General features: G+C 63.6%; 21 protein-coding genes. 10 read left to right on the top strand and 11 right to left on the bottom strand.

The genetic code is table 11. From position 1 onward, the window contains the following. Nucleotides 1–8: 8 nt before the first annotated feature. Complete coding sequence (locus tag VRZ08_RS02560; protein ID WP_414531480.1) at nt 9–596, bottom strand: TetR/AcrR family transcriptional regulator; 588 nt, start codon at nt 594–596, stop codon at nt 9–11. 195 nt (nt 597–791) lie between these two features. On the opposite strand from VRZ08_RS02560, the gene VRZ08_RS02555 reads away from it, so the two are divergent. After that, entirely contained in the window at nt 792–1988 is a 1197-nt protein-coding gene (locus VRZ08_RS02555; RefSeq protein ID WP_107355983.1) for an efflux RND transporter periplasmic adaptor subunit, read from the top strand. 128 nt (nt 1989–2116) lie between these two features. Beyond that, a complete protein-coding gene (locus VRZ08_RS02550; protein WP_414531479.1) occupies nt 2117–5353 on the top strand; it encodes an efflux RND transporter permease subunit in 3237 nt (1078 codons plus the stop codon). A gap of 34 nt (nt 5354–5387) precedes the next feature. Here the strand turns inward: VRZ08_RS02550 and VRZ08_RS02545 are convergent, their stop codons facing one another. From VRZ08_RS02545 to VRZ08_RS02535, 3 genes are read right to left on the bottom strand one after another with little or no spacing between them, the layout of a single operon-like run. Next, on the bottom strand, nt 5388–6617 hold the full coding sequence (locus VRZ08_RS02545; RefSeq protein WP_414531478.1) for a carboxylate-amine ligase: 1230 nt from the start codon (nt 6615–6617) through the stop codon (nt 5388–5390). Then, nucleotides 6610–8376 carry an N-acetylglutaminylglutamine amidotransferase gene (locus VRZ08_RS02540; protein WP_414531477.1) on the bottom strand — a complete coding sequence of 589 codons (1767 nt, stop codon included), beginning with the start codon at nt 8374–8376 and terminating at the stop codon, nt 6610–6612. Before VRZ08_RS02540 ends, VRZ08_RS02545 begins: the two co-directional genes overlap by 8 nt. 29 nt (nt 8377–8405) lie before the next feature. Then, a complete protein-coding gene (locus VRZ08_RS02535) occupies nt 8406–9227 on the bottom strand; it encodes a class II glutamine amidotransferase (protein ID WP_414531476.1) in 822 nt (273 codons plus the stop codon). A 159-nt stretch (nt 9228–9386) separates the two neighbouring features. On the opposite strand from VRZ08_RS02535, the gene VRZ08_RS02530 reads away from it, so the two are divergent. From VRZ08_RS02530 to cyoD, 4 genes are read left to right on the top strand one after another with little or no spacing between them, the layout of a single operon-like run. After that, on the top strand, nt 9387–10280 hold the full coding sequence (locus VRZ08_RS02530) for a cytochrome ubiquinol oxidase subunit II (protein WP_414531475.1): 894 nt from the start codon (nt 9387–9389) through the stop codon (nt 10278–10280). Beyond that, nucleotides 10226–12226 carry a cytochrome o ubiquinol oxidase subunit I gene (cyoB, locus tag VRZ08_RS02525; RefSeq protein WP_414531474.1) on the top strand — a complete coding sequence of 667 codons (2001 nt, stop codon included), beginning with the start codon at nt 10226–10228 and terminating at the stop codon, nt 12224–12226. The genes VRZ08_RS02530 and cyoB overlap by 55 nt, the downstream gene beginning before the upstream one ends. After that, entirely contained in the window at nt 12223–12873 is a 651-nt protein-coding gene (locus VRZ08_RS02520; RefSeq protein ID WP_414531473.1) for a cytochrome (ubi)quinol oxidase subunit III, read from the top strand. Before cyoB ends, VRZ08_RS02520 begins: the two co-directional genes overlap by 4 nt. After that, the gene (gene cyoD / locus VRZ08_RS02515) at nt 12870–13265 is read left to right on the top strand and encodes a cytochrome o ubiquinol oxidase subunit IV (RefSeq protein ID WP_414531472.1); all 396 of its coding nucleotides are present in this window, start codon (nt 12870–12872) and stop codon (nt 13263–13265) included. Before VRZ08_RS02520 ends, cyoD begins: the two co-directional genes overlap by 4 nt. A gap of 10 nt (nt 13266–13275) precedes the next feature. Here the strand turns inward: cyoD and VRZ08_RS02510 are convergent, their stop codons facing one another. The 5 genes from VRZ08_RS02510 to VRZ08_RS02490 form a co-directional block, all read right to left on the bottom strand. Continuing rightward, the gene (locus tag VRZ08_RS02510; RefSeq protein WP_264073722.1) at nt 13276–14412 is read right to left on the bottom strand and encodes an ATP-binding protein; all 1137 of its coding nucleotides are present in this window, start codon (nt 14410–14412) and stop codon (nt 13276–13278) included. Then, entirely contained in the window at nt 14409–14873 is a 465-nt protein-coding gene (locus VRZ08_RS02505) for a response regulator (protein ID WP_107344893.1), read from the bottom strand. The genes VRZ08_RS02510 and VRZ08_RS02505 overlap by 4 nt, the downstream gene beginning before the upstream one ends. A gap of 1 nt (nt 14874) precedes the next feature. Next, the gene (locus tag VRZ08_RS02500; RefSeq protein ID WP_414531471.1) at nt 14875–17199 is read right to left on the bottom strand and encodes an ATP-binding protein; all 2325 of its coding nucleotides are present in this window, start codon (nt 17197–17199) and stop codon (nt 14875–14877) included. Next, nucleotides 17196–19478, bottom strand: a complete 2283-nt coding sequence (locus VRZ08_RS02495) for an ATP-binding protein (protein WP_414531470.1) — start codon at nt 19476–19478, stop codon at nt 17196–17198. The genes VRZ08_RS02500 and VRZ08_RS02495 overlap by 4 nt, the downstream gene beginning before the upstream one ends. Nucleotides 19479–19701: 223 nt before the next feature. Next, on the bottom strand, nt 19702–20409 hold the full coding sequence (locus VRZ08_RS02490; RefSeq protein WP_264052521.1) for a response regulator transcription factor: 708 nt from the start codon (nt 20407–20409) through the stop codon (nt 19702–19704). Between the two features lie 418 nt (nt 20410–20827). Between VRZ08_RS02490 and pufB (VRZ08_RS02485) the strand changes: the two genes are divergently transcribed. The 3 genes from pufB (VRZ08_RS02485) to VRZ08_RS02475 all read left to right on the top strand — a co-directional run bounded on the left by pufB (VRZ08_RS02485) (nt 20828) and on the right by VRZ08_RS02475 (nt 21965). Beyond that, nucleotides 20828–20983: a light-harvesting antenna LH1, beta subunit gene (pufB, locus tag VRZ08_RS02485; protein WP_011158560.1), complete on the top strand. Its 156-nt coding sequence runs from the start codon at nt 20828–20830 to the stop codon at nt 20981–20983. 12 nt (nt 20984–20995) lie between these two features. Next, on the top strand, nt 20996–21175 hold the full coding sequence (locus tag VRZ08_RS02480; RefSeq protein ID WP_011158559.1) for a light-harvesting protein: 180 nt from the start codon (nt 20996–20998) through the stop codon (nt 21173–21175). A gap of 151 nt (nt 21176–21326) precedes the next feature. Continuing rightward, complete coding sequence (locus VRZ08_RS02475; protein ID WP_414531469.1) at nt 21327–21965, top strand: hypothetical protein; 639 nt, start codon at nt 21327–21329, stop codon at nt 21963–21965. Nucleotides 21966–22493: 528 nt separating this feature from the next. Here VRZ08_RS02475 and VRZ08_RS02470 read toward each other — a convergent pair. Beyond that, on the bottom strand, nt 22494–22691 hold the full coding sequence (locus tag VRZ08_RS02470; RefSeq protein ID WP_107344888.1) for a light-harvesting protein: 198 nt from the start codon (nt 22689–22691) through the stop codon (nt 22494–22496). A 12-nt stretch (nt 22692–22703) separates the two neighbouring features. Next, nucleotides 22704–22859, bottom strand: coding sequence for a light-harvesting antenna LH1, beta subunit (gene pufB, locus VRZ08_RS02465; RefSeq protein WP_011158557.1), 156 nt, complete (start codon nt 22857–22859; stop codon nt 22704–22706). Between the two features lie 510 nt (nt 22860–23369). Between pufB (VRZ08_RS02465) and VRZ08_RS02460 the strand changes: the two genes are divergently transcribed. Next, on the top strand, nt 23370–25274 hold the full coding sequence (locus tag VRZ08_RS02460; protein WP_414531468.1) for a potassium transporter Kup: 1905 nt from the start codon (nt 23370–23372) through the stop codon (nt 25272–25274). Nucleotides 25275–25286: the final 12 nt, after the last annotated feature.

Here is a 25286-nt window from a genome sequence, read left to right as displayed (position 1 = left end):
TCTAGGCGTTACACGGGCGGCCAGTTGCGGAGTGCCATGTCGGCGAGCTTGCGCAACTGATCGGAGGAGGCGCCGCTCGCTGCCTGCACCGCCATGCCCTGCAGGATCGCCGACACGTAGCGCGCCAAATCGCCGGCATCCGCGGTGGCGGGCAGATCACCGTCGGCGATCGCGCGGGCGAGGCGGTCTTGCAGGTCCTGCTCGCCCTTCGCGCGCCGCGCGGCCAGTTCCTGCTTGATCGTCTCGGCCGCTTCGCCGCAGCACAGCGCGCCTTGCACCGCGAGGCAGCCCGGGTTGCTGGGATCCGTCATCGCGGCGACCGCGCCGTACAGAATGTGTTCGACCACTTCGCGCGCGGTCGGCTTCTGCAGGCCGGCCTGATAGTAGCCGCCAGGGCCGTCGACGTAGCGGTCGAGGGCTTTCCGGAACAGATCTTCCTTGTTGCCGAACGCCGCATACAGGCTCGGCTTGGTGATCCCCATCGCCTCGGTGAGGTCGGCCATCGAGGTGCCTTCGTACCCCTTGCGCCAGAACACATGCAAAGCCAGGTCGAGCGCCGCATCGACGTCGAATTCGCGGGGGCGTCCCATGGCCATGGCTGGATCTCCAGAGATTTCTACCAACCGGTAGATAAGTCTCTTGACAGTGGATGTCGATAGTCCATTTATACCGGACGGTACGGATATGTGCGTCGCAGCATGGTCGAAACGCGTCTCGCCCTGCATTGCACCCACGAGTTACTGAAGTTGCTGGGCTTTTTGCAAGCCCGCTGTGGTTGAACGGGAGTCATCATGGCAAATAAGATTGGTCGAAATGTCGCGCTGAGTGCCGGGATTGTGGCGGCTTCGGTAGCTCTCGCGGGCGGCGCGGTGCTGATGGAGCGCACCGGGGCCGCGCAGGCGGAAACGGCCGCGGCGGCGCCGGCCGCTGTGCCGGTTTCGGTGGCGCTGGTCGAGGCCAAGGCCACGACCCCCTCGGATGAGTTCTCCGGCCGGCTCGAGGCGATCGAACGCGTGGAGATCCGCTCGCGGGTCGCCGGCGCCGTCCAGGAGATCCAGTTCCGGGAAGGCGCTCTGGTGAACAAGGGCGACCTGCTGGTCCGGATCGACCCGTCGCTCTACGCCGCCGAGGTCGATCGGGCCCAGGCGCAATTGTCGGCGGCCCGCGCGCGCGTCGTCTTCACCAAGGCCGACGTCGAGCGCAGCCAGCAGCTCTCCAGTTCCAGCATCACCCAGCGCGAGGTCGACAACCGCCTCAACGCCTATCGCGAGGCGGAGGCAAACCTCAAATCCGCCGAGGCGGCGCTGAAGACCGCTGAGCTGAACCTCAGCTACACCGAAATCCGCGCCCCGGTCTCCGGCCGGGTCGGCAAGGTGGAGATCACGGTCGGCAATCTGATCGCCGCCGGCCCGAGCTCGCCGCTATTGACGACGCTGGTCTCGGTCAATCCGATCTATGCCAGCTTCAATGCCGATGAGCAGGTCGTGACCCGCGCATTGAAGACGCTCGCTGATGAGAGAACGCCGGGCGCCATCGAACGCATCCCGGTCGAGATGACGACGATTGCGGGCGGGGCACCGGTGAAGGGCAAGATGCAGTTCATCGACAACCAGGTCGATCCGCGCTCCGGCACAGTGCGGGTGCGCGCGATGTTCGATAATGCCGACGGCCGGCTGATGCCCGGACAGTTCGCGCGGCTATCGATGGGGCAGCCGAAGCCCGAGCCGGCGCTGTTGGTCAGCGAGCGCGCAGTCGGCACCGACCAGAACAAGAAGTTCGTCATGGTGGTCGATGGCCAGAACCACGCCGAATATCGCGAAGTGACGCTCGGGGCGTCGGTCGATGGCCTCCGCGTGGTGGCGTCCGGGCTGAAGGCCGGCGAGCGCATCGTCGTCAACGGCCTGCAGCGGGTCCGTCCCGGCGTCACCATCAAGCCCGAGACGGTGGCGATGGACGCAGCCGCGAGCAAGACGGTGGCTCAGAACTAACCGTTACGGCTCCGCCGCCAAGGCGGAGCTGAACTTCCTTCTTCTCGTCAGACATCACGCGGCAGACGTCCCGTCCGCCGTGCAGGGATCATTGCGCTCGTGCGCGGGCGAACCGGCGGATCACAGCCATGAATTTCTCCAAGTTCTTCATCGATCGCCCGATCTTCGCCGGCGTGCTGTCGGCGGTGATCTTCCTCGCCGGCCTGTTGTCGATGCCGGTGCTGCCGATCTCTGAATATCCCGAAGTGGCGCCGCCGACGATCGTGGTGTCGGCGCAATATCCCGGCGCCAATCCGAAGGTGATCGCCGAGACTGTGTCGACGCCGATCGAGGAGCAGATCAACGGCGTCGAGAACATGCTCTATATGAGCAGCCAGGCGACGACCGACGGCAAGATGACGCTCAACGTCACTTTCCGGCTCGGCACCGATCCCGACAAGGCGCAGCAGCTGGTGCAGAACCGCGTCTCGCAAGCCGAACCGCGGCTGCCGGCGGAAGTCCGCGCGCTCGGCATCACCACCATCAAGAGCGCGCCCGACCTCACCATGGTCGTGCACCTCATGTCGCCGAACGACCGCTACGACATGACGTACTTGCGCAACTACGCGGTGCTCAACGTCAAGGATCGTCTGGCGCGGATTCCCGGCGTCGGCCAAGTGCAGTTGTTCGGCTCCGGCGACTATTCGATGCGGGTCTGGCTCGATCCGCAGAAGGTCGCCGAGCGCGGTCTGTCGCCGGCCGACGTGGTGCGCGAGATCCGCGCGCAGAACGTCCAGGCCGCGGCCGGGCAGGTGGGCAGCTCGCCGGGCGAGCCGGGGCTCGATCTGCAGCTCTCGGTCAATGCACAGGGACGGCTGCAGACCGAAGAGGAGTTCGGCGAGATCATCGTCAAGAACGGCGACAACGGCGAGGTGGTGCGGCTGCGCGATGTCGCGCGGATCGAGCTCGGCGCCGCCGACTACGCGCTGCGTTCGCTGCTCAACAACAAGTCCGCGGTGGCGGTGCCGATTTTCCAGTCGCCGGGCTCGAACGCGATCCAGATCTCCGACAACGTCCGTGCGACGATGAAGGAGCTGAAGGAGAACATGCCGGACGGCGTCTCCTACGACATCGTCTACGACCCGACCCAGTTCGTTCGCGCCTCGATCGAGGCGGTGATCCACACGTTGCTCGAAGCGATCGCGCTGGTGGTGCTGGTGGTGATCCTGTTCCTGCAGACCTGGCGCGCGTCGATCATCCCGCTAATCGCGGTGCCGGTGTCGGTGGTCGGGACCTTCGCGGTGATGCACGTGTTCGGTTTTTCGATCAACGCGCTGACCTTGTTTGGCCTGGTGCTGGCAATCGGCATCGTGGTCGACGACGCCATCGTCGTGGTCGAAAACGTCGAGCGCAACATCGAACGCGGCCTCGGCCCGAAGGAGGCAGCCTATCAGGCGATGCGTGAGGTGACGGGGCCGATCATTGCGATCGCGCTGGTGCTGGTCGCGGTGTTCGTGCCGCTCGCGTTCATCACGGGTCTCACCGGGCAGTTCTACAAGCAGTTCGCCTTGACGGTGGCGATCTCGACGGTGATCTCCGCCTTCAATTCGCTGACGCTGTCGCCGGCGCTCGCGGCGCTGCTGCTGAAGGGCCATGACGCGCCGAAGGATGCGCTGACAAAGGCGATGGACAAGGCGCTCGGCTGGTTCTTCGTTCGCTTCAATCGCTTCTTCACCCGCAGTTCGGAAGCCTATGGCGGCGGCGTTCGGCGCGTGGTGTCGCGCCGTGCAGCGGGCATGGGGCTGTATCTGCTGCTGGTCGGCGCGACGTTCTATCTGTTCCACGCGGTGCCGGGCGGGTTCGTGCCGGGGCAGGACAAGCAATATCTGGTCGGCTTCGCGCAGCTTCCGGACGGCGCCACGCTGGACCGCACCGAGGAGGTGATCCGCCGGATGGGCGAGATCGCCCAACAGGAGCCCGGGGTCGAGAACTCGATTCAATTTCCCGGCCTGTCGATCAACGGCTTCACCAACTCGTCGAACTCCGGCATCGTCTTCATCGGCCTGAAGGACTTCGCCGAGCGCAAGGACAAGTCGCTGAGCGGCAATGCGATCGCACTGTCGCTGAACAAGAAGTTCGCCGGCATCCAGGATGCGTTCATCGCCATGTTCCCGCCACCACCAGTGGCGGGGCTCGGCACCATCGGCGGATTCAAGCTGCAGATCGAGGATCGCGCGGGGCTCGGCTACGAGGCGCTCAACGAGGCGACCAAGGCGTTCGTCGCCAAGGCAAGCGCGCAGAAGGAGCTGGCGGGGCTGTTCACCAGCTATCAGATCAACGTGCCGCAGCTTTATGCCGACGTCGATCGCACCAAGGCCCGGCAGCTCAACGTGCCGGTGACGTCGATCTTCGAGACGATGCAGATCTATCTCGGATCGCTCTACGTCAACGACTTCAACAAATTCGGCCGCACCTATTCGGTGCGGGTGCAGGCCGACGCCAAGTTCAGGGCGCGGGCGGACGATATCGGCCAGCTCAAGGTGCGTTCGGACTCCGGCGAAATGATCCCGCTGTCGACGTTGTTGCGGGTCAAGGAAAGCGCCGGGCCGGAGCGGGCGATGCGCTACAACGGCTTTCTCACCGCCGACCTCAGCGGCGGCGCTGCTCCGGGTTTCTCGACCGGGCAGGCGCAGGCCGCGATTGAGCGGGTCGCCAAGGAGACGCTGCCGAAGGGCACCTCGTATGAGTGGACCGAGCTGACCTACCAGGAGATCATCGCCGGCAATTCGTCGCTGATCGTGTTCCCGGTGGCGCTGCTGCTGGTGTTCCTGGTGCTGGCCGCGCAGTACGAAAGCCTGACGCTGCCGCTGTCGATCATCATGATCGTGCCGATGGGCCTGCTCGCCGCGATGTTTGGCGTCTGGATCAGTAAGGGCGACAACAACGTCTTCACTCAGATCGGATTGATCGTTCTTGTCGGTCTGTCGGCCAAGAACGCCATCCTGATCGTCGAATTCGCGCGCGAGCTCGAATTCGCCGGGCGCAAGCCGATCGAGGCGGCGATCGAAGCCAGCCGCTTGCGACTGCGGCCGATCCTGATGACCTCAATGGCCTTCATCATGGGCGTGGTGCCGCTGGTGACCTCGACCGGGGCCGGCTCCGAGATGCGCCACGCCATGGGTGTCGCGGTGTTCGCCGGCATGATCGGCGTCACGGCATTCGGCATCTTCTTCACGCCGATGTTCTACGTGCTGCTGCGCGCCCTGACCGGCAACCGGCCGCTGACGCAGCATGGCGAGGGGACGGTCGATCACGCCGCGCCCTTGGCGCCGGCAGCGCACGACGCCGAACCGCGTCGGCAAACGGCGATCGGTTCGCATCCCTGATGCGCCCCGATCAGCTCAGACGGCGGAGGCGGACTTATTGGACCTGTTCGGCCTGTCCGCGTGCGAACGGCGCGGCGTCCTCGCCCAGGGTCTGGCTCGCGATCCATCGCGTGACGGCGCGGAGATCGCCACCGCTGTCACGATAGGCCCGGAGCTGGGCATCGGCCGAGCTGCCGCGCTCCAGGATCTCGCGGCATCCTTCGACCTCTTTGGCGCAGCCGAGGTCTTTGGCATGCGGCAGCACCCGAGCGATCACCTGGTCGAGAAACTCGCGGATTTCGATCGGACCATTCTTCGACGCAAAGATGCAGTCGGTGCCGTAGCGCTGAGCACGCCACTTGTTTTCGACCGCGATCGCGCGTTCGACGTTGCCGACCTTTTGGGCTGCAGTCGGGTGCTCGCAGAGATACTTGATCAGGGCCCGGTACAGCGACGCGATCAGCACCGCGTCTTCAAGCCGCGTACACACGTCCGGTGCGCGAAGCTCGAGGGTGGGGTGACGCAGCGACGGCCGTAGCGCCCACCAGACGTAGCTTTCGTCCGGCATCACGCCCGATCGCACCAACGCCTCGACATAGGCGTCGTACTCGGCCTGAGTGGTGAACAACTCCGGCAGGCCGGTGCGGGGCAATTCGTCGTAAGCAGCAAGGCGATAGCCGCGCAGGCCGGTCTCCTTGGCGTTCCAGAATGGCGATGACGTTGCCAGCGCGATGAACAGCGGCAGATACGGGATCATCGCCCGCATTACCGCCACGCGCTCGACCGGCGGCGGAATCTGGACGTGAACGTGCATGCCGCACAGCATGTTACGGTGACCGATGGTCCGCAGGTCCTCGATCATTTCCGCATAGCGCGGCTTCGGGCTCGGCTTGGAGAACCGCCACGACGCGGTCGGGTGGGTGGCGCTGGCCATGATTACCAGGCCGTGTTGCGCCGCCGCTGCCGCCACTTCATTGCGCAGGAAGCGCAGCTCCTCGCGGGCATCGCTCGGATCGACGTGGACATTGGTGGCCACTTCGATCTGCGCCTGCAGCATCTCCCGCATCGCCTGACCACCGGTCGACCAGCTCGCGGCCTCGAACAGGATGTTCGGCGTCTGCATGGCGACTTCGAACGTCTTTGCGTCGGCGAGAAAATACTCTTCCTCGATGCCGAACGAATAGGCCGCATTGGCATCGATGCCGATCGCAGACCGGATCACCAAATGCTGCTGATTGGCGCTCAGGTTGAGCCTGAGCTTGTCCAGGATCTTCGGATCAAACATGGGTCTGCAACCAAGCTTCGAGGAGGGCGGCCTGCCACAGCCGCGAATGACCTTTCGGACTCATTTCTGTTTCGGGATGATCGAGCATGTGATCGATGAACTCAGGACGATACAGGCCGCGGCTGCGCGCGGCGGACGAGGACAGGGTGTCGCGAACGTAGTCGAGGAATTCTCCACGCAGATGCCGCAGGGCCGGCACCGGGAAATAGCCCTTCGGCCGGTCGATGACCTCCGCAGGAAGCAGCGCCCGGGCCGCCTTCTTGAGAATGGATTTGCCGCCGTCGCCGAGCTTGAGCGAGGTGGGTAGCCGGGCGGCCAGTTCGACCACCTCGTGGTCGAGAAAGGGGACGCGCGCTTCGAGGCCATGGGCCATGGTCATGTTGTCGACCCGCTTGACCGGATCGTCGACCATCATGATTTCGGCGTCGATCTGCAGCGCCTTGTCGACCGGCGAACTCGCCGAGGTGCGGTCGAAGAAGCTCTCGACGAACTCCGAGCTGTAGTCGTCCGACACCAGATCCGGCGTCAGCAGTTTGGCTAGGTCGGAGTGCTTCCAGTCGAAATACACTTCGCGATACTGGTCGGAGGCATTATTTGCGGTGAGCAGGGAAGGGTACCAGCTATAGCCGCCGAACACTTCGTCAGCGCCCTGACCGCTTTGCACCACGGTGACCCGCTTGGCGACCTCTCGGGACAACAGATAGAAAGCGACGGCGTCGTGGCTGACCATCGGCTCGGACATCGCCTGGATCGCGTCCGGCAGATGCTGCAGAGCCTCCCGGCCGTCGATCCTGATCTGCTCGTGGGCGGTTGCGAAGTGCTTCGCCACCAGATCGGAATAATAGAACTCGTCTCCGCGGTGCTCGCCGATACTGTCGAAGCCGATCGCGAAGGTTTTGACGTCGGCATGGCCGAGTTTGGCGAGCAGGGCGACGATCAGCGACGAGTCGAGGCCGCCGGACAGCAGGACACCGACCGGGACGTCGGCGACGCGGCGGCGATCGACCGCGTTCAGCATCGCGTCGGTGACCGCTTCGGTCCACTCCTGCTCGGTCATCGCCCGATCGTCGCGCCGAGCGCCGACCGCGAAATTCCAATAGCGCCGCGTGGTCCTCGATCCATCGGGCTCCAAGGTCAGAATCGTGGCGGGTTCGAGCTTCTTGACGCCACGCAGGATGGTGCGCGGCGGCGGCACGGCGGCATGGAAGCTGAAGAAGTGATGCAATCCCACCGGATCGAGCGACGTATCGACGTCGCCGCCCGCGAGCAGCGCGGGCAGGTCGGACGCGAAGCGGAAATAGTCGGGGTGATCGATGTAGTACAGCGGCTTGATGCCGAGGCGATCGCGCGCCAGCACCACACGGCCACTGTCGCGCTCCCACAGCGCAAAGGCGAACATGCCCTTGAATCTGGTGACGCAATCGGCGCCCCAGGCGTGATAGCTCTTGAGGATGACTTCTGTGTCGCCTTGCGAAAAGAACCTGTAGCCACGCTGCGTCAGCTGTTCGCGCAGCTCGCGGAAATTGTAGATGCAGCCGTTGAAGACGATGCCGAGGCCGAGTTCGCTATCGATCATCGGCTGCTGCGAAGCGGCGGCCAGATCGAGAATGCTGAGGCGGCGATGCCCGAACGCCATGTTGCCTTGTGCGAACAATCCTTCCGCGTCAGGTCCGCGCCGATGCATCGCGCGAGTGACGGCCTTCAATGACGAAATCGAGGGCGCGCCACGCATGCGGATCTCTCCGCAGATTCCACACATCTTTCTCCGGGGCCTCCGTTGCCGATGTTTTAAGCTCGCTCGACAACATTCTGGGCAACCGTGGGTTCCTGCGGCAGATGCGCCGTTGGGAGCGCGAACGGGCGGATTTCGACTGGCCGCGAGGGGCGTGAAATCAGCACGTGATTAGCAGGGACTTCGGACCAATGCTGTTCGGTGTCGAACGGCTCCGATGCTACGACCAGCGGGCCGTCATCGCGATAATACAGTGTGTTGGCGGTGTCGTTGTGCGCGAAGCGGAAGGCGTAGAGATCGTGCCCGTTCGCCAGCGCCGACGTAAACCGCATCCGTTCGCGCAGGCCGTCTTCGTCGACCAATGCGCTCAGCGCGCGCATCACGCGCTGCGTCGCGCCGATCGGATCATGCTCCAAGCCTTCGCCCATCATTGCCAGAAACACCGCTTCGGAATCGGTGGTGCCGAGCCGCGACGGATACAGATGATCCGGGATCATCGCCTCGACCTTGCGCCGCAATCGGCTCCAGCTGCCGATGAAGCCGTTGTGCATGAACATCCACCGTCCGCACGCGAACGGGTGGCAGTTCTGCCGCGTCACCGCCGTTCCAGTCGCCGCGCGGACGTGGGCGAAGAACATATGCGACTGCAGGTGCCGGCAGAGATAACGCAGGTTCTCGTCCGACCACGCCGGCCGGGTCTCGCGATAAAGCCCCGGCTCGGGATGAATGCCGTACCAGCCGAGCCCGAAGCCGTCGCCGTTGGTGCTGCCGGCGGATTCCCGGGCGCGGAGGCTCTGATTGATCAGGGAGTGGACCGGTTCGGTGACGTAGCTGTCGAATGACGTTTCTTCTCCGCGGTATGCCAGCCAGCGGCACATCGATTCACCTCGAATTTCATTTGGCGCAACGGCGCACATCGCTGGTCAACCCGAGCGCGGGAGACCAGTTCCGCAGGGGGCACTGCACGGGGATAGGAACTGCCGTGGAGGATCCGGGTTAGCGGGCACGATCCCGTCCATTGAAGCATCGCCGCGCGCATGAACATCCTCGACCCGCAAGGTCCGGTCGCGTACGGGAACTCGACCATCCTGATCGACTCCGTGGTGATCATGCTGGCGATCGTGGTGCCGACGATCGTCGCAATCCTGGCCTTCGCCTTTTGGTTCCGCGCTTCCAATCCGCGCGCCAGACATCGGCCGGAGTTCACCTATTCGGGCCGGATCGAACTGGTGGTGTGGTCGATTCCGACGCTGACCATCATCCTGCTCGGCGGCGTCACCTGGATCGGATCGCATCAGCTCGATCCTGCCGCGCCGGTCGAAGGCACCGGCAGCCCGGTCCGCATCCAGGTGGTGTCGATGGACTGGAAGTGGCTGTTCATCTACCCGGATCAACGCATCGCGACGGTCAACACGCTGACCGTGCCGGTCGGCGTGTCGCTGCAGTTCGAGCTGACGTCGGCGAGCGTGATGAACGCGTTCTTCATCCCGCAGCTCGGCAGCATGATCTACACCATGAACGGCATGGTGACGCGTCTTAACCTGCGCGCCGATGCCGAGGGCGATCTGCGCGGGTTGTCGTCGCATTTCAGCGGCGACGGCTTTCCCGACATGACATTTCCGGTGCACGTGGTCTCGACCATGGCGTTTCCCGACTGGGTCGCCGAAACCGACAAGAGCGGCCGCGAGCTCAACGCTGACAGCTATAAGGACCTGATGAAACAGGCGCCGGAAAGCGGCACGCCGACCTATCGGCTAGCTGATCCGTTGCTGTTTCACGCGATCAGCACCCAGCAAATCCCGCCACAGCCGGGACCGCGGCCGACCGAACAAGGCGCGCCGTCCCACATCGAAGCGAATTGGGGAGCCAACGCGATATGCTCGGCAAGCTCGACTGGTCGGCCATTCCGATTGATCAGCCAATCCCGCTGATCGCTGCGGCGATCGTGATGGCGGCGATCCTTACCACGCTGCTGTGGGCGGGGATCAAGGGCTACTTTCCATATCTTTGGCACGAATGGATCACCAGCGTCGATCACAAGCGGATCGGCGTGATGTACGTGCTGCTGGCGATGGTGATGCTGCTGCGCGGCGGCACTGATGCGATCATGATGCGAACCCAGCAGGCGGTCGCCTATCAGTCGCCGGGATATTTGCCGCCCGAGCACTACAACCAGATCTTCTCGGCGCACGGCACGATTATGATCTTCTTCGTCGCCATGCCGTTCGTGATCGGGCTGATGAACCTGGTGGTGCCGCTGCAGCTCGGTGTCCGTGATGTGGCGTTTCCGACTTTGAACTCGGTCGGGTTCTGGCTGACCGCGAGCGGAGCGCTGCTGGTCAACCTGTCACTGGTGATCGGCGAATTCGCCCGCACCGGTTGGCTGCCGTTTCCGCCGCTCTCCGAACTGAGCTATTCACCCGGCGTCGGCGTCGACTATTACGCCTGGGCGTTGCAAATCTCCGGCATCGGCACGCTGGTGGCCGGGATTAACCTCGTCACCACGGTGCTCAAGCTGCGGACCCGCGGCATGACCTACTTGCGGATGCCGATGTTCTGCTGGACGACGCTGGCCTCGAACTTGCTGATCGTCGCAGCGTTCCCGATCCTTACCGCCACCTTGGCGATGCTGCTGCTCGACCGCTACCTCGGCTTCCACTTCTTCACCAACGAGGCCGGCGGCAACATGATGATGTTCATGAACCTGATCTGGGCCTGGGGGCATCCGGAGGTTTACATCCTGGTGCTGCCGGCCTTTGGCGTGTTCTCCGAAGTGGTGTCGACGTTCTCCGGCAAGCCGCTGTTCGGCTATCGCTCGATGGTGCTGGCGACGATGGCGATCTGCATCATCTCGTTCATGGTGTGGCTGCACCACTTCTTCACCATGGGGGCGGGGGCAACCGTCAATGCGGTGTTCGGCATCGCCAGCATGATCATCGCGGTGCCGACCGGCGTGAAGATCTACAACTGGCTGTTCACAATGTATGGCGGCCGGATCCGGTTCGAGACGCCGATGCTGTGGGCGGTCGGCTTCATGGTGACGTTCATCATCGGAGGCCTCACCGGCGTTCTGGTTGCGGTGCCGCCGGCCGACTTCCAGCTCCACAACAGCATGTTTCTGGTGGCGCATTTCCATAACGTCATCATCGGCGGCGTGCTGTTCGGCGCGTTCGCCGGCTACACCTACTGGTTTCCCAAGGCGTTCGGCTTCCGCCTGCACGAGGGTCTCGGCAAGGCCGCATTCTGGTTCACGCTGATCGGCTTCTACGTCACCTTCATGCCGCTGTATGTCGCCGGCCTGCTCGGTATGACGCGCAGGCTGCAGCACTACGACGTCGCCGCGTGGCATCCTTGGATGATCGTGGCGGCGATCGGCACCGGGATCATCAGCATCGGCGTGGTGCTGCAGATCGTGCAGTTCGTCGTCAGCATCCGCCACCGCGACGAGTTGCGCGATCGCACCGGTGATCCGTGGGATGGCCGTTCGCTGGAATGGGCCACAGCGTCACCGCCGCCGGTGTTCAACTTCGCGGTCACCCCTGATGTTACGGGCGAGGACGCGTATTGGGCCGCGAAGCAGAAGGCGCAGGAGCACGGCCTCGAAACCCGCAAGCAGGACTATCGCGACATCGAGATGCCGCGCAATTCGCCGACCGGCATCGTCTGCGCGTTCTTCGCCACGGTGATGGGCTTTGCGATGGTGTGGCACATCTGGTGGATGGTGGTGCTCGGGGGCATCGGCGCGTTTGCCACCTTCGTGGTGTTCGCCTGGCGTGACCACGACGAATACGTCATTCCCGCCGCCGAGGTCGAACGGATCGACCGCGCCAATATCGCCGAGCGCAAGTCGGCGCTGAGCGCTGTGGGTGCGTCATGACCGGGGTCGCGCTGTCGCATGGTCAGGCAGACCCGCACCATCTGGGCGGGCTGCAGTCGGTTGGCGCCAGCCACGCCGGGCCGGCCTCGAAGCGGATCGTGGCCGGCTACGGCTTCTGGATCTTCCTATTGTCCGACATCGTGATGTTCTCGTGCTTCTTTGCGAGCTACGCGGTGCTGTCGGGCGCCACCGCCGGCGGGCCTGCCGGTGCGCAGCTGTTCGATCTCCGCAACGTCGCGATCGAGACGGCTTGCCTGCTGCTGTCGAGCTTCACCTGCGGCATGGCGAGCCTCGCCGCTGCGGTCGGCAGCCAGCGCTGGTTTCAGGTCGCGATGGCGGCGACCGGTATGCTCGGCGCCGCGTTTCTCGGACTGGAGTTGCGCGAGTTTGCCGACTTGGTGGAGCAGGGGGCCGGCCCGACCCGCAGCGCGTTTCTGTCGGCATTCTTCACGCTGGTCGGCTGCCACGGCCTGCACGTCACCGCGGGCGTGCTGTGGCTGCTGACGATGATGGCTCAGGTGTTCGCCAAGGGCTTCCGGGCCGACATCTGCCGGCGGCTGTTGTGCTTCGCGCTGTTCTGGCACGCGCTCGACATCATCTGGGTGGCGATCTTTTCGATGGTCTATCTGTTGGGGAGCGGCACATGAGCGAGCAGCGAAGCGGGCACGGCGGCGAGCTCTATGACGTGGCGCCCGGCGATGAAGAGGAAGTCCGCATCGGCCCGCGACTGCTCGGCTATGGTATCGGCCTCGGCCTGTCGGTTCTGCTCACCGCGACGTCGTTCTTCATCGCCGGCACGGATCTGGTGTGGCAGCCGAGCATCCCGGTAGCGATCGCGGTGCTGGCGATCGCCCAGATGGGCGTGCAGCTTGTCTTCTTCCTGCACATCACCACCGGTCCCGATAACACCAACAACGTGCTGGCGCTCGCCTTCGGCAGCCTGATCGTGCTTCTGGTGGTTGGCGGCTCGATCTGGATCATGGGCCACCTCAATCACAACATGATGCCGATGGAGCAGATCATGCGGATGGGCGGCTGAGGCAATCCGATCAGCTCGGCGCGCCGAGCGGTACGCGAACAAACAGCGCGGTGCCGTGTCCGGTTTCGGTTTCCAGTTCGACGGTGCCGTCGACCAAGGCAAGTCGCTCCCGCATGCCGACAAGTCCGAGTCGGCGGGACGAATGCTCGTCGGCCTGTTCAGGAGGGATGCCGCAGCCGTCGTCCTCGATGATGCAGATCACGTCGCTGCCGCGGAATTCGAGGATCACGCCGACCCGGGTCGCATGGGCGTGGCGGACCACATTGGTGATGCCTTCCTGCACAATCCTGTACAGCGCGCTTTCGATATCGGCCGGTAGCCGTCGTTCGCCGAGACCGAGATGCAGATCGAACACCAGGCTGCAATGCGGCTCCCAGCTTGCGACCAGTTGGGACACGGCGTCTTCGAGCCCGAGCGTGTCGAGCGCGGTCGGCCGTACTTCCCATGCCACCCGGTGCAGGCTGGTGCTGAGATCGTTGACGATGTGCTTCAGCGACGCGACCTTTTCCGCGAGGCTGGCGGCCGTGGGCGTGCCGCGCGCGAGCGCATCCAGGCCGAATTGAACCAGGGTGACCATCTGCCCGAGATTGTCGTGCAGTTCCCGCGCGATGCGTTTTCGCTCGGTTTCCTGGTCGACCATGGTCTGCCGCAGCACCTTGAGCACGTCGGCTTCGGCCGCGGCGCGGCGTTCGCTCTGCACGACCAGCTTCCGCGCCGTGGTGCGGCATTCCACCAGTCGGCGGTCGAGGGTCGCCAGCGTCCTTGCCTGGCGGGTCGCGTAGCGCATCGCCCGTTCGAGCACGATGGCATCGAACTCACCCTTGACCAGGTAATCATTGGCGCCGACCTCGGTCGCCGCCTGATCGACCATCGGGTCGCCGTGGCCGGTCAGCACGATGATCGGCTTGATGTTGCCGCGATCGCGCGCGTCGCGGATCAGATCGAGCCCGCTGCGCGGACCGAGGCGAAAGTCGACGAGATAGAGATCGTGCTCTTTGCGATCGATCGCGGCCGCCGCCTCGTCGAACCGCGATACCCAGTCGAGCGTTGCGCGAAACCCGGGGATCTTCTGCAGCATCCGCTGCATCGTCAGGTATTCGATCTCCGCATCGTCGACGAGCAGGATTCGGGACGCGATCGCGCTCACGGCCGATAAGCCTCCGTGGTCGGAAGCGAGGCCGTGTTCATCCAGAAATGCCAGAGCGAGCGGATCGCCTCGACGTAGTCGGCGATATTGGCCGGCTTGACCAGATAGGCGTTGAAGCCGATCGAATAGGCTTCGGTGATGTGCTTGGCACTTTCCGACGTCGACAGTGCAATCACCACCAGATGCCGCACCGTCTCGTCCTGCCGCAACAGCCGCACGACTTTCCGGCCATCGAGCCGCGGCATGTTGAGGTCGAGCAGCACGAGCGCAGGGGTGGGTGCGTCCGCGCGGCCGGCGAACCGGTTGCGGCCATAGATGTAATCCAGCGTCTGCTCGCCATCGCTGACGAACCGGAGATCGGCGGCAATCGAGGCCCGCGCGAAGACTTCGGTCAGGATCAGCTTGTCGTAGTCGTGGTCTTCCGCCACCAGCACCGTCGGAAGTGTGCGCTCGCGGGTCATTTCAGCTCTCCGTCGTGTCCTGCTCGCGCAACGGGAGCGTGAAGGTGAACACCGATCCCTGTCCGACGTGGCTCTTTGCCGAAATCGTGCCGCCGTGCCGATGGACGATCTTGCGGCAGATCGCCAGTCCTATCCCGGTGCCTTGATATTCGTCCGGACCGTGGAGGCGCTGAAACGGCTCGAAGATCTGCTCGCGGTATTGCTCATCGAAACCAATTCCGTTATCGGCGATCGTGATGCGCGCTCTCCGTATGTTCGCGCCGGCAGGCGCCGGCGGCGGGCTATCGACCGTCGCTGCGATGGTCACGCGCGGCAGCCGCTCGGCATCGCGATACTTCACCGCATTGCTGATCAGGTTCTGCAGCAATTGCCGGATCTGGCTGCCGTCGCATAGCACCGTGGGAAGCGGATCCGAGACGACTTCGGCACGTGCATCCTGCAGCATCGGCTTCAGATCGGACAGCACCTCGGCCAAAATCTGGTTGAGGTCGACCGGTTGCAGCGGCCGGGCCTGCCGGCCAATCCTGGAGTATTCGGCCAGATCGTTGATCAGCGCGCGCAATCGGCGCGACGACGCCTCGATCCCATTCACCATTACGCTGAGGCGGCTCCGCGCTTCGGGGAGCAATAGATCGCTCAACAGGCCAGCGAATGCTTCGATGTGGCGCAGCGGCTCCTTGAGGTCGTGGGCTGCGACATAGGCGAACGATTCCAGCTCGTCGTTACTGCGGGATAGTTCGCGGTTGGCATTCTCCAGTTCCTCGGCGCGGCCGAGAATGACATCGACCACGAGGTCGCGGATCTCTTCCGCCGCGACGATTTCATGGCTACGCCAAGGGCGCGATCGGTCGCGGACTTCCTCGCGCCAAGCCTCGAACGACGCGCGGGTCTGTAGGCGCTTGCCCCGCGGGCCGATCTGTACCGGCTTGTGCGGATCGCCACCCCAGGTCACGGTCTGCGCCACTTCCGGCCGGAACCACAGCATCAGGGTCGTCGAGGCCCGCCCCAGGGGGACGGCGAGCAGGCCGCTGGCGATGTCGGAATACACCTCGGCCTCGGGAAAGCTCGCCGAGAGCTGCTGGGTTTGAAAGATGCCGCGCGACTCGCGGTGCGACAGCCATGACGCCAGAGCCTGGATCTCGTCGGCGGATGGGGTTCGTCCGAAGGCGGTGACACCGTCGAAGCTGCTCAGCGCAAATCCGGATGCGCCCATCAAGGTGAGCATTTCGTCGCTGACGCGGCTGAGGCCGGCGGTGAGGCCTTGCTCGTCGCCGAGCTCGTGCAGCAGCCTGTTCTGGATGGCGCGCATCCGCACGCTGTGGCGGACGATTTCGGCTTCCTCGAGCACGCCGATCTGCCAAGTCAGCACCTGGGCGATCAGTTCGCAGGCCTGACGGACTTCGTAGGAGACGAAGCGCGGCGTCAGATTGTGGCAGGAGATCATGCCCCAGAGCCGGCCGTCGCGCACGATCGAGATCGACATCGCGGCGTGCATGCCCATGTTGACCATGTACTCGAGATGGGTCGGGGATACGCTGCGCAGCACCGAGAAGCTGAGATCGATCGGGCCGCCGACCTGCGGGTTGACGTCAGGCACCAGCGGCGAGGGGCGATACCCGATGTTCGGAATGATGCGGACGGGATTGATCGTGTACAGCGCGCGCGATTGCGCGGGGATGTCGGACGACGGAAAGTGAAAGTCCATCAGCGACGGAATTCCGGTGTCACGGTCTTCGGCGATCACCTGACCGCTCCAGTCGGCCGCGAACCGGTACACCTTGATCCGGTCGAATCCGGTGATGCGGCGGACTTCGCTGGCTGCAATCCGGCAGGCGGCCGGCAAATCGGCCGCGGTCTGCAGACGACGGATCGCAACGCGCACACTGCGGAAGAACTCGTTCGTGTAGCGCGACTCGTCGCGTGGCTCGAGTTCGAGAATGACCAGGGATTCGTGCCGGTGCAGAATGCCGTTGAACGCGCGTTCTCCTTCAGACGTCGCGACGTCCACCCGGATCGGGTTCATGGCCGCCGTATCGCCGCCGTAGAGAACGTGCGTCAGCCGCGCGAAGCTGGCAGCGGTGATGTGGTTGGCGATCGACACGTCGAGCAGCGCAGCAGGCGACTGCCCGAGCAGATCCTCCGCGTTGGCACTGACGGATACAATCCGCAGATCGGCATCGACTAACGCGAACAGATAGCCGTGGGGTTGGATCGCGCCGGGAATATGAATCGGTTCGCGGTCGCACTCGGTAAGGTCAAGCGCGAGCCGCCCGCTCGGATCTGTCACTGCTGCACCGGGCGGGCCCGGATTTGATGAAGAGCTCATCGTTCATCCTGCCCATGATCGCCCGCAACCGGCAGCGTGAACCAGAAGGTCGAACCTTTCCCCGCAATGGTGTCGACACCGACACGTCCGCCATGACGCTGAACGATCTTACGACAGATCGCGAGGCCGATGCCGCTGCCCTCGTAGTCGTCTGGACCGTGCAGCCGCTGGAACGGTTCGAACACCTGATCGATATATTTCTTGTCGAAGCCGATGCCGTTGTCGGTGACGCAGATCCGGATGGCCGGCTCCACTCCGATCTCGGGACGCCCGCCATTGTCGTCCGGTTCTGCATAGACGTGAATTCGGCACGGCCGCGCCGGATCGCGATATTTGAGCGAGTTCGCGATCAGATTCTGCAACACCTGACGGATCTGGTTATGGTCGCAGCGCGCAAACGGCAGCCGGTCGGCCTGGATCTCGGCGCGTGCTTCCGCGATCCGCGGCTGCAGGTCGGCCAACACTTCGTTGAGGACCGTTTCGAGCGACACCCAGGATAGCGGCTTCGATCGCCGGCCGAGCTGCGAAAATTCCGCCAGATCGTTGATCAGATTGCGCAGCCGCCGCGACGATTTCTCGATGCCACTGACCATGACGCCGAGGCGCTCATCCCCCATTTCGTGGATGTTGTCGGCGAGCAGACCGGCGAATGCCTCGATATGGCGAAGCGGCTCCTTGATGTCGTGCGAGGCCACGTGGGCGAACGATTCCAGCTCTTCGTTGCTGCGGGCGAGCTGGGTGTTGATGCGTTCCAGCTTTTCGGTGTTGCGCAGAATGACGTCGATGATCAGGTCGCGGATTTCGACGGCGGCGGCAACTTCGTGCGGCTGCCATGCGATTGCCCGGCCGTGGGTCTGCTCGGTCCAAGCGGCGAACGAGGTGCGCGGCCGCAGGCGCCCGGATTCGGCTGTCACCGACTTGTCGGGATTGCCCGCCCAATACACCGTCTGCGCCACTTCGGGCCTGAACCACAGCATCACTCGGCGGGGCGGTGTGCGCGACAGCGGTACGGCGAGAACGCCACTCGCAACCTCGGCGCAGGCGCCGGCTTCCGGAATGATGGTCGACAGTCTGTCGGTCTGGAACAGTTCGCTGCCGCCGGACCGGCCGGCCAGTTGTGCCAGTTGATCAATGATCGGCCCGGGCGGGGTTTGCCCGATCGTGATCACGCCTTCGCGGCTGTGGAGGCAAAGGCCGGATGCTCCCATCAGCTCGAGCAGCGCTTCGCTGTTGCGCGCGAGTCCCGCTCGATGATCGTGCAGTTGTTCGATGTCGTTGATCAGGCTGCGCTGGATCGCCTGGCCTTTGAGCGTCTGGCGCGTGATCGCTTGCTCTTCCATGACCCCGATCTGCCAGGCCAGCACCTGGGCGACCAGTTCGCAGGCCTGACGGCCGTCGAGATCGACGTAGTTCGGCTTCCGGTGATGGCAGGCGATCAGCCCCCACAGCCGCTCGCCCCGCAAGATCGAGATCGACATCGTGCCGTGCATGCCGATATTGCGCATGTATTCGAGATGGACGGGCGACACGCTGCGCAGGATCGCAAAGCTGAGATCAATCGGCTGCCCGGTGATCGGGTTGAGGCTTGGGGAGACCGGCACCGGCCGATAATTGATATCGGGAATGATCCGGACCGGGTTGATGGTGTAGAGCCGGCGCGCCTGCGCCGGGATGTCGGAGGCTGGAAAATGCAGGCCGAAATACGACTCGACCTCGGCGCATCGGTTCTCCGCGATCACTTCGCCGCTGAAGTCGGGAGCGAAACGATAGATCATCACCCGATCGAAGCCGGTGATCTCGCGCACTTCTTGCGCGGCGGCCGCGCAAGCGGTTTCCAGCGTCTCGGCGGCCTGCAGGCGGCGGATGGCGCTGTTGGTACGGCGAAAGAATGCCTGCGGCTCTGCGACGTCCAGCTGCGGAGGCTCAAGTTCAAGGAAGACGAGCTGATCGTGGCGGTGCCAGGAGCCGACGAAGTCACCGCCTTTTCGCACCGAGAATCCGACCGCGATCGGCGCTCCCACGGCTGCTCCCGGCTCGGCCAAGGCAATCGTCAAACGGTTGTGGGTTTCGGAATCGAAGACATCGGCCGCTGAACGGCCGATCAGGTCGCCGATTGCCAGTCCGGTGAGTTCGGGAAGGTTGTCGCTGCCGGCGACGACCGTCATGTCGGCGGCGAGGGCGAGCAGCAATCCATGCGGCTGGATAGCACCGGGGATATGGATCGGCTCGTCGTCGCAGGTCGATAGGTCGGGCTGCCTGGCGACGGATCCTTCGGTCATTGCATTCCCGCCTGAGTGTCGATTGCTGGGCACGCAGCGTCTTGTGCCGCCCTTCAACGACCGATGCCGCCCGAATGCTGGCCCGCCATGGCGCGCACCGTTTTGCGCAAGATCAAGAGGATGAGGGAAGGTCTGCCGCTGCCGACCAAATTGGTAATAAAATGCCAATCTTCGGCGCTCCCTGTCGACCCGTCGAAATCTGCAGAACGGGAGACGTCGCTGTCTACAACCCGGAGTTTTCCAGCCAGCCCATGTCCAGCGCGAAGCGGATCAGTTCGACGCGGTTGGTGAAGCCCAGCTTCTCCATGGCGCGCGCCTTATAGGTCTCGACGCTCTTCGGCCCAACCTGAAGCTTGGCGGAGATCACCTTGTTGCTGTGCCCGACCGACGCCAGCCGGAGCACATCCAACTCGCGGGCGCTGAGATGCGAGATCTGGCTGGTTTCGCCGAGATTTGTCGGCGCGGCATGGACGACTCTGCCCAGCGCCTGACCGGCGATCGCCGGATCGAGATACACACCACCCTTGGCCACCGCATGAATGCCGCGGATCAGTTCATCGGTGGCCGATCGCTTGAGAATGTAGCCGGCGACGCCGAGCTTCAGCAGCCGGCGCAGATTGGCGCCGTCCTCCTGCACCGAGACGACGACGACGCGGGCCTTGGGACGGGCTGCGAGGTATTTCTGGATAACCTCCATGCCGTACAGCCCGGGCATCGACAGATCGAACACCGCCACGTCCGGCTGCAGTTCGATCGCTCGACGAAGCGCTGTCGGACCATCCGCTGCTTCGCCGACGACTTCGAGCTCGGGATCGGCTTGGAGCAGCGTCTTCATCCCGCTCAAGACCACCGGATGATCGTCCGCGATAAAAATCCGGAGATGTCCCTGATGCACTCGCCGCGTGAGTTTCTGATCCATCGTCCGCACCATCCACCGCACAAGATTGGGGTGACGAAAGCGTTCTCGCTGCACCCTGATCTTCACGGCGAAAACTACACCCGGCGGTGTCGTGGTCGGTTGGCGCAAATCAAATCGGAACGTCAGGAAATCCTGACGTTGGAGTCCAACATCCAGCATCGTACGGACGGTTCGCTTCTGTCAGCCCAAATTGACGCTTCGAGACGTCGGCGTAAGTTCACCCCGCGTCCTGATCACAGAATCTTGATGATTATCGGGGCGGGGCGCACGAGAGCCGAGCTGAGACGCTTCCGAAATTTCGGATGCAGACAGCGAAGCGATCATCAAATCCATTGCTGACACCGCGAGCACTCGTTCGGCGTAGCAGTGAACAACTACCTGCGTGCGGGTTCAGCACGAAACTGATCGTTAGTCTCTTAGGAGGTTATCCATGGTAGACGATCCGAACAAGGTCTGGCCGACTGGGCTGACCATCGCGGAATCGGAAGAGCTCCACAAGCACGTGATCGATGGTTCGCGGATTTTCGTGGCCATCGCGATCGTCGCGCATTTCCTGGCGTACGTTTACTCGCCCTGGCTGCACTAAGGAGTATCGAAGATGAATCAAGGTCGTATCTGGACTGTTGTGAAGCCGACCGTCGGTCTCCCGCTGCTGCTCGGCAGCGTTGCCATCATGGTCTTCCTGGTCCACTTCGCTGTGCTGACGCACACCACCTGGGTCGCGAAGTTCATGAACGGTAAGGCTGCCGCGATCGAGAGCTCGATCAAGGCCGTCTAAGACAGTCTCTGACTGTTGCTGCGGTGGCTGGGATCCGAGGATCCCCGCTACCGCGGTCAGCCAGGCTTCCTGGCTCTTCCCTGGTTCCTGCGCGCTTTCCGACCGCGCGCTGGTGTCGGTTGATCTGCCCGGGACGTGAAGGAGAGATGCCATGACGTTTCAAGTCATTCTCTGCTACGAGACCGTCCGCCAGGTTGCGGGTCTGGAATCTGAATTGAAGACGAACGGTTTCGACAAGGCTCAGGTTCTTCCGAACGGGACCGTGCCGAACCGCGGCAGCATTGCCGATCTCACCAATGCGATCAGCAAGCTCGGCGTCCTGCGCGCGACCGCTGCGGGCCTGGCCGAAACGATCAGCCGAGGCGGTGCTGTTGCGATCGTGCCTGCGCATTTCGGAGCCGGCGGCAAGGCCACCGAAATCATGAAGAAGTACAATCCGATCGTCAACAAACCGGCTGCCAAGCCGCGTGCATGGGACGATGCGGCTCCGTTCTCGTCGCTGCTGCGTCTGCCGGTGCTGAGTAAATCGCAGCCGTTCAAAGGACATTCCGGCACGCCGTTGATCATCGAGCAGCAGGGCGCTTACCGCTCGAATTCCGGCAAGCCGCTGGTGATCAAGCAGACCGGAGGCTACCGCTCGATGTCTGGGACGCCTCTGCTGCTCGACGGCGAAACCTATAAGTCGTTCTCGGGAACACCTTTGTTGGTCGAACAGAAGGGCGCCTACAGTTCGTTCTCCGGCACGCCTCTTTTGGTGGACGTCAACACGCTGTTCCTGACCAGAGCCTGAGTGCGGAGTCGACCGTCCATTTTCCCTCTGCCGACAGTGTTTTCAGCCATCACTGTCGACAGTCCGCGGTAACTCGAAGATTTAGCGAGCCTGCCATCTCGCGCACCTCCCGAGTTGCTTACGGCGCAGGCGGCACTCTTGAGGTGCCGCCTGCGGACTCGGACATCCTTCCTCCCAGCCTGTTGCATGATTGCTGCTTCGAGCTCTCTTGCGGGGCGTCCTTGCCCGCAGGGGCATGTGCCCGCCAGACGACATCATCCGACCTCGTCATTGGCGCCTGCGTGCCGCATCGCGCGACCGCGTTGGCCGTCGGCAGCGCCGCGGGAATGGGATATCGCTGGAAGAGTGGATCTGTAGAGGATCGGCGCCCGATCGCATTCGGCGGGGCGAGGTCATGGCCTCGTCAATCGGCTGTCAGCGCCGGCAAGGGCAACAAGGGGGAGATCGGGAGGGAGCTCCGAGGTCTCGGACTCTCCAGGAGGACAGAGCCGTCGCTGCGGGCTCCCTCCGTCACTCAGGAACGGGAAGTTACTTCTTAGCCGGCGCGGCCGGCGCCGCTGGTGCGGGCGCCGCAGCGACGGACTTACCGTTCATGAAAGCGGCCACCCACGAGGTGTTTTCGAGGACCGCGAAATGCACGGCAAAAGCCATGACGGCCACGCTGCCGAGCAGCAACGGAAGACCGACTGTCGGACTGACAACGGTCCAGATACGACCTTGATTCATCTCAGTGGCTCCTTAGTGCAGCCAAGGCGAATACACATACGCCAGGAAGTGCGCCACGATCGCGATCGCCACGAAGATGCGCGCGCCATCGATCACGTGCTTGTGGATTTCCTCGGATTCAGCAATCGTCAGACCCGTGGGCCAGACCTTTTTCGAATCGTCGACCATTAGATGACCCTCTTGTTGCGTCGCGTAGTTCACGCGACCGCGTTGCGACACTAGGCCGGCGCGACGCGTAGTAAATCGGGGATGACATGCGGGGTGGTCCGTCTGAACACGGACTCGTGATCGTCACGTCAGGAAATCCCTCTAGGAGCCGAGGCTGGTCAGGAAACGAATGGTACGTATCGCCGGCGGTGAGCACGGGCAGCCATCGCATCTGGCCGTGCGGTGGGGGAGCCCTGGAGGTGACCGATGCCGGCGTTGGAAGTTGAGATTCGGGACAAGCCGATCCCAGCGTTTGCGCGGGTGAAGCTTTGCGAAAAGGGGCGATCGGGGCACTTTTTGGACCTAGCAGGAGACCGATATAAAGATCTCATAAAGAACCGTCGGGCCCGATATAGGAGCCGTATAGGCGTAGCTACGATTGCTTGCATCGATGTCTTGACGTCGCGTCCGCCGTAATTTCAGGGTGCCGGAAGCTGCGGGCAGGTGGCCCGCTGAACGTCACAGGGCGCCATGACTGAAGCCGTTTCCGACGTCACCATCGCGAAGGACTCTCCCAAGCCGAACTCGTTCTGGACGCTCGCCCTGGGGTCGATCGGGGTCGTCTACGGCGATATCGGCACCAGCCCGTTGTATGCCCTGAAGGAAAGCCTCAGCGCCGCGTCCGCGGGCGGGGCGCTGACGGAAGAGATGGTCTTCGGCGTGCTGTCGCTGATGCTGTGGACGCTGCTGATCATCGTCACCTTGAAATATGTGCTGCTGATCATGCGCGCCGACAACCACGGCGAAGGCGGCACACTGACCCTGATGGCACTGCTGCAGAGCGTGATGCGGCGGCGGTTCGCGGCAATCTCGCTGCTCGGCATGGCCGGTGCCGCGTTGTTCTATGGCGACGCCATCATCACGCCGGCGATCTCGGTGCTGTCGGCTGTCGAAGGCTTGAAGCTGGTCGCGCCGGGTTTTGATCCGTACATCCTGCCGCTCAGCATGGCGATCCTGGTCGGGCTGTTTCTGGTGCAGAGCTGGGGCACTGCGGCCGTTGCGACGTGGTTCGGACCGTTGATGCTGATCTGGTTCGGCCTGATGGCGGTGGCCGGCACCGCCAATCTGATCGGCAATCTCCATATTCTTGGCGCGGTCAATCCGATCTACGGTATCGAGTTTCTGCTGCATCACGGCCACGCCGGCCTGCTGGCGCTCGGTGCGGTGTTTCTGACGGTGACCGGTGCCGAGGCGCTGTACGCCGACATGGGGCATTTCGGCCGACGGCCGATCCAGGTCGCGTGGCTGGTCCTGGTATTTCCGTCGCTCGCGCTGTGCTACCTGGGGCAGGGCGCGATGCTGCTGTCGTATCCGGAGCGGCTGGAGAACCCGTTCTTCCTGCTGTTTCCGGATTGGGCGCTGCTGCCGATGGTCTGGATCGCGACCGGCGCCACGATCATCGCCAGCCAGGCAGTGATCTCGGGCGCCTATTCGCTGACCCAGCAGGCGATCCAGCTCGGGCTGCTGCCGCGGATGGAGATCCGGCGCACGTCCGAGACCGAGAAGGGGCAGATCTACATTCCGCGCGCCAACTGGCTGCTCCTGATCGCGGTGCTGTATCTGGTATTCGCGTTCAAATCCTCGAGCGCGTTGGCGTCGGCCTACGGCATTGCCGTCACCGGCACGATGGTGCTGACCAGCATCATGGCGTTCTTCGTGATGCGGAAGTGTTGGCATTGGCCGGCGGCGGTCGCGACCGCGGTGATCGTGCCGTTCCTGATCATCGACCTGATCTTCCTGATGGCCAATCTGCTCAAGATCGTCGATGGCGGCTGGATCCCGTTGATGATCGGCGTTGGCCTGATGGGCGTGATGGTGACATGGCGCCGCGGCTCAAAGATCGTGGCGCGGAAGACGGTTCGGGACGAAATCGATCTGAACGACTTCATCGCCTCGATCTCGGCCTCGTCGTCGATCAGCCGGGTTCGCGGCACCGCCGTGTTCCTGACCGGCAACCCGAACTCGACGCCGACCTCGTTGATGCACAACCTCAAGCACAACAAGGTGCTGCACGAGAAGAACGTGATCCTGCGGGTTGTGACCGAAGACGTGCCGCGCGTCAGCGCGGAGGAGCGGCTGAGCTATGAGCCGGTCAACGACAGCTTCGCCAAAATCACGATCCGGTTCGGCTACATGGAGACGCCGGACGTTCCCAAAGCGCTGGTGGCATGCCGGCCGCTCGGTTTTGCCTTCGACATGATGAGCACCTCGTTCTTCCTGTCGCGCCGGGTGATCCGTCAGGCAACTCCGTCCGAGATGCCGCGGTGGCAAGGCCTGCTGTTCGTCAACATGGCGAAATGGTCCGACGACGCCAGCTTGTATTTCAAGATCCCGACCGGCCGTGCGGTCGAAGTCGGAATGCAGATCACGGTGTGAGTGCTGTCGTTG

The organism is Rhodopseudomonas sp. G2_2311 (genome assembly GCF_047501505.1).
Lineage (GTDB): Bacteria > Pseudomonadota > Alphaproteobacteria > Rhizobiales > Xanthobacteraceae > Rhodopseudomonas > Rhodopseudomonas palustris_H.
This window is presented reverse-complemented; position numbering and strand designations above follow the sequence as displayed.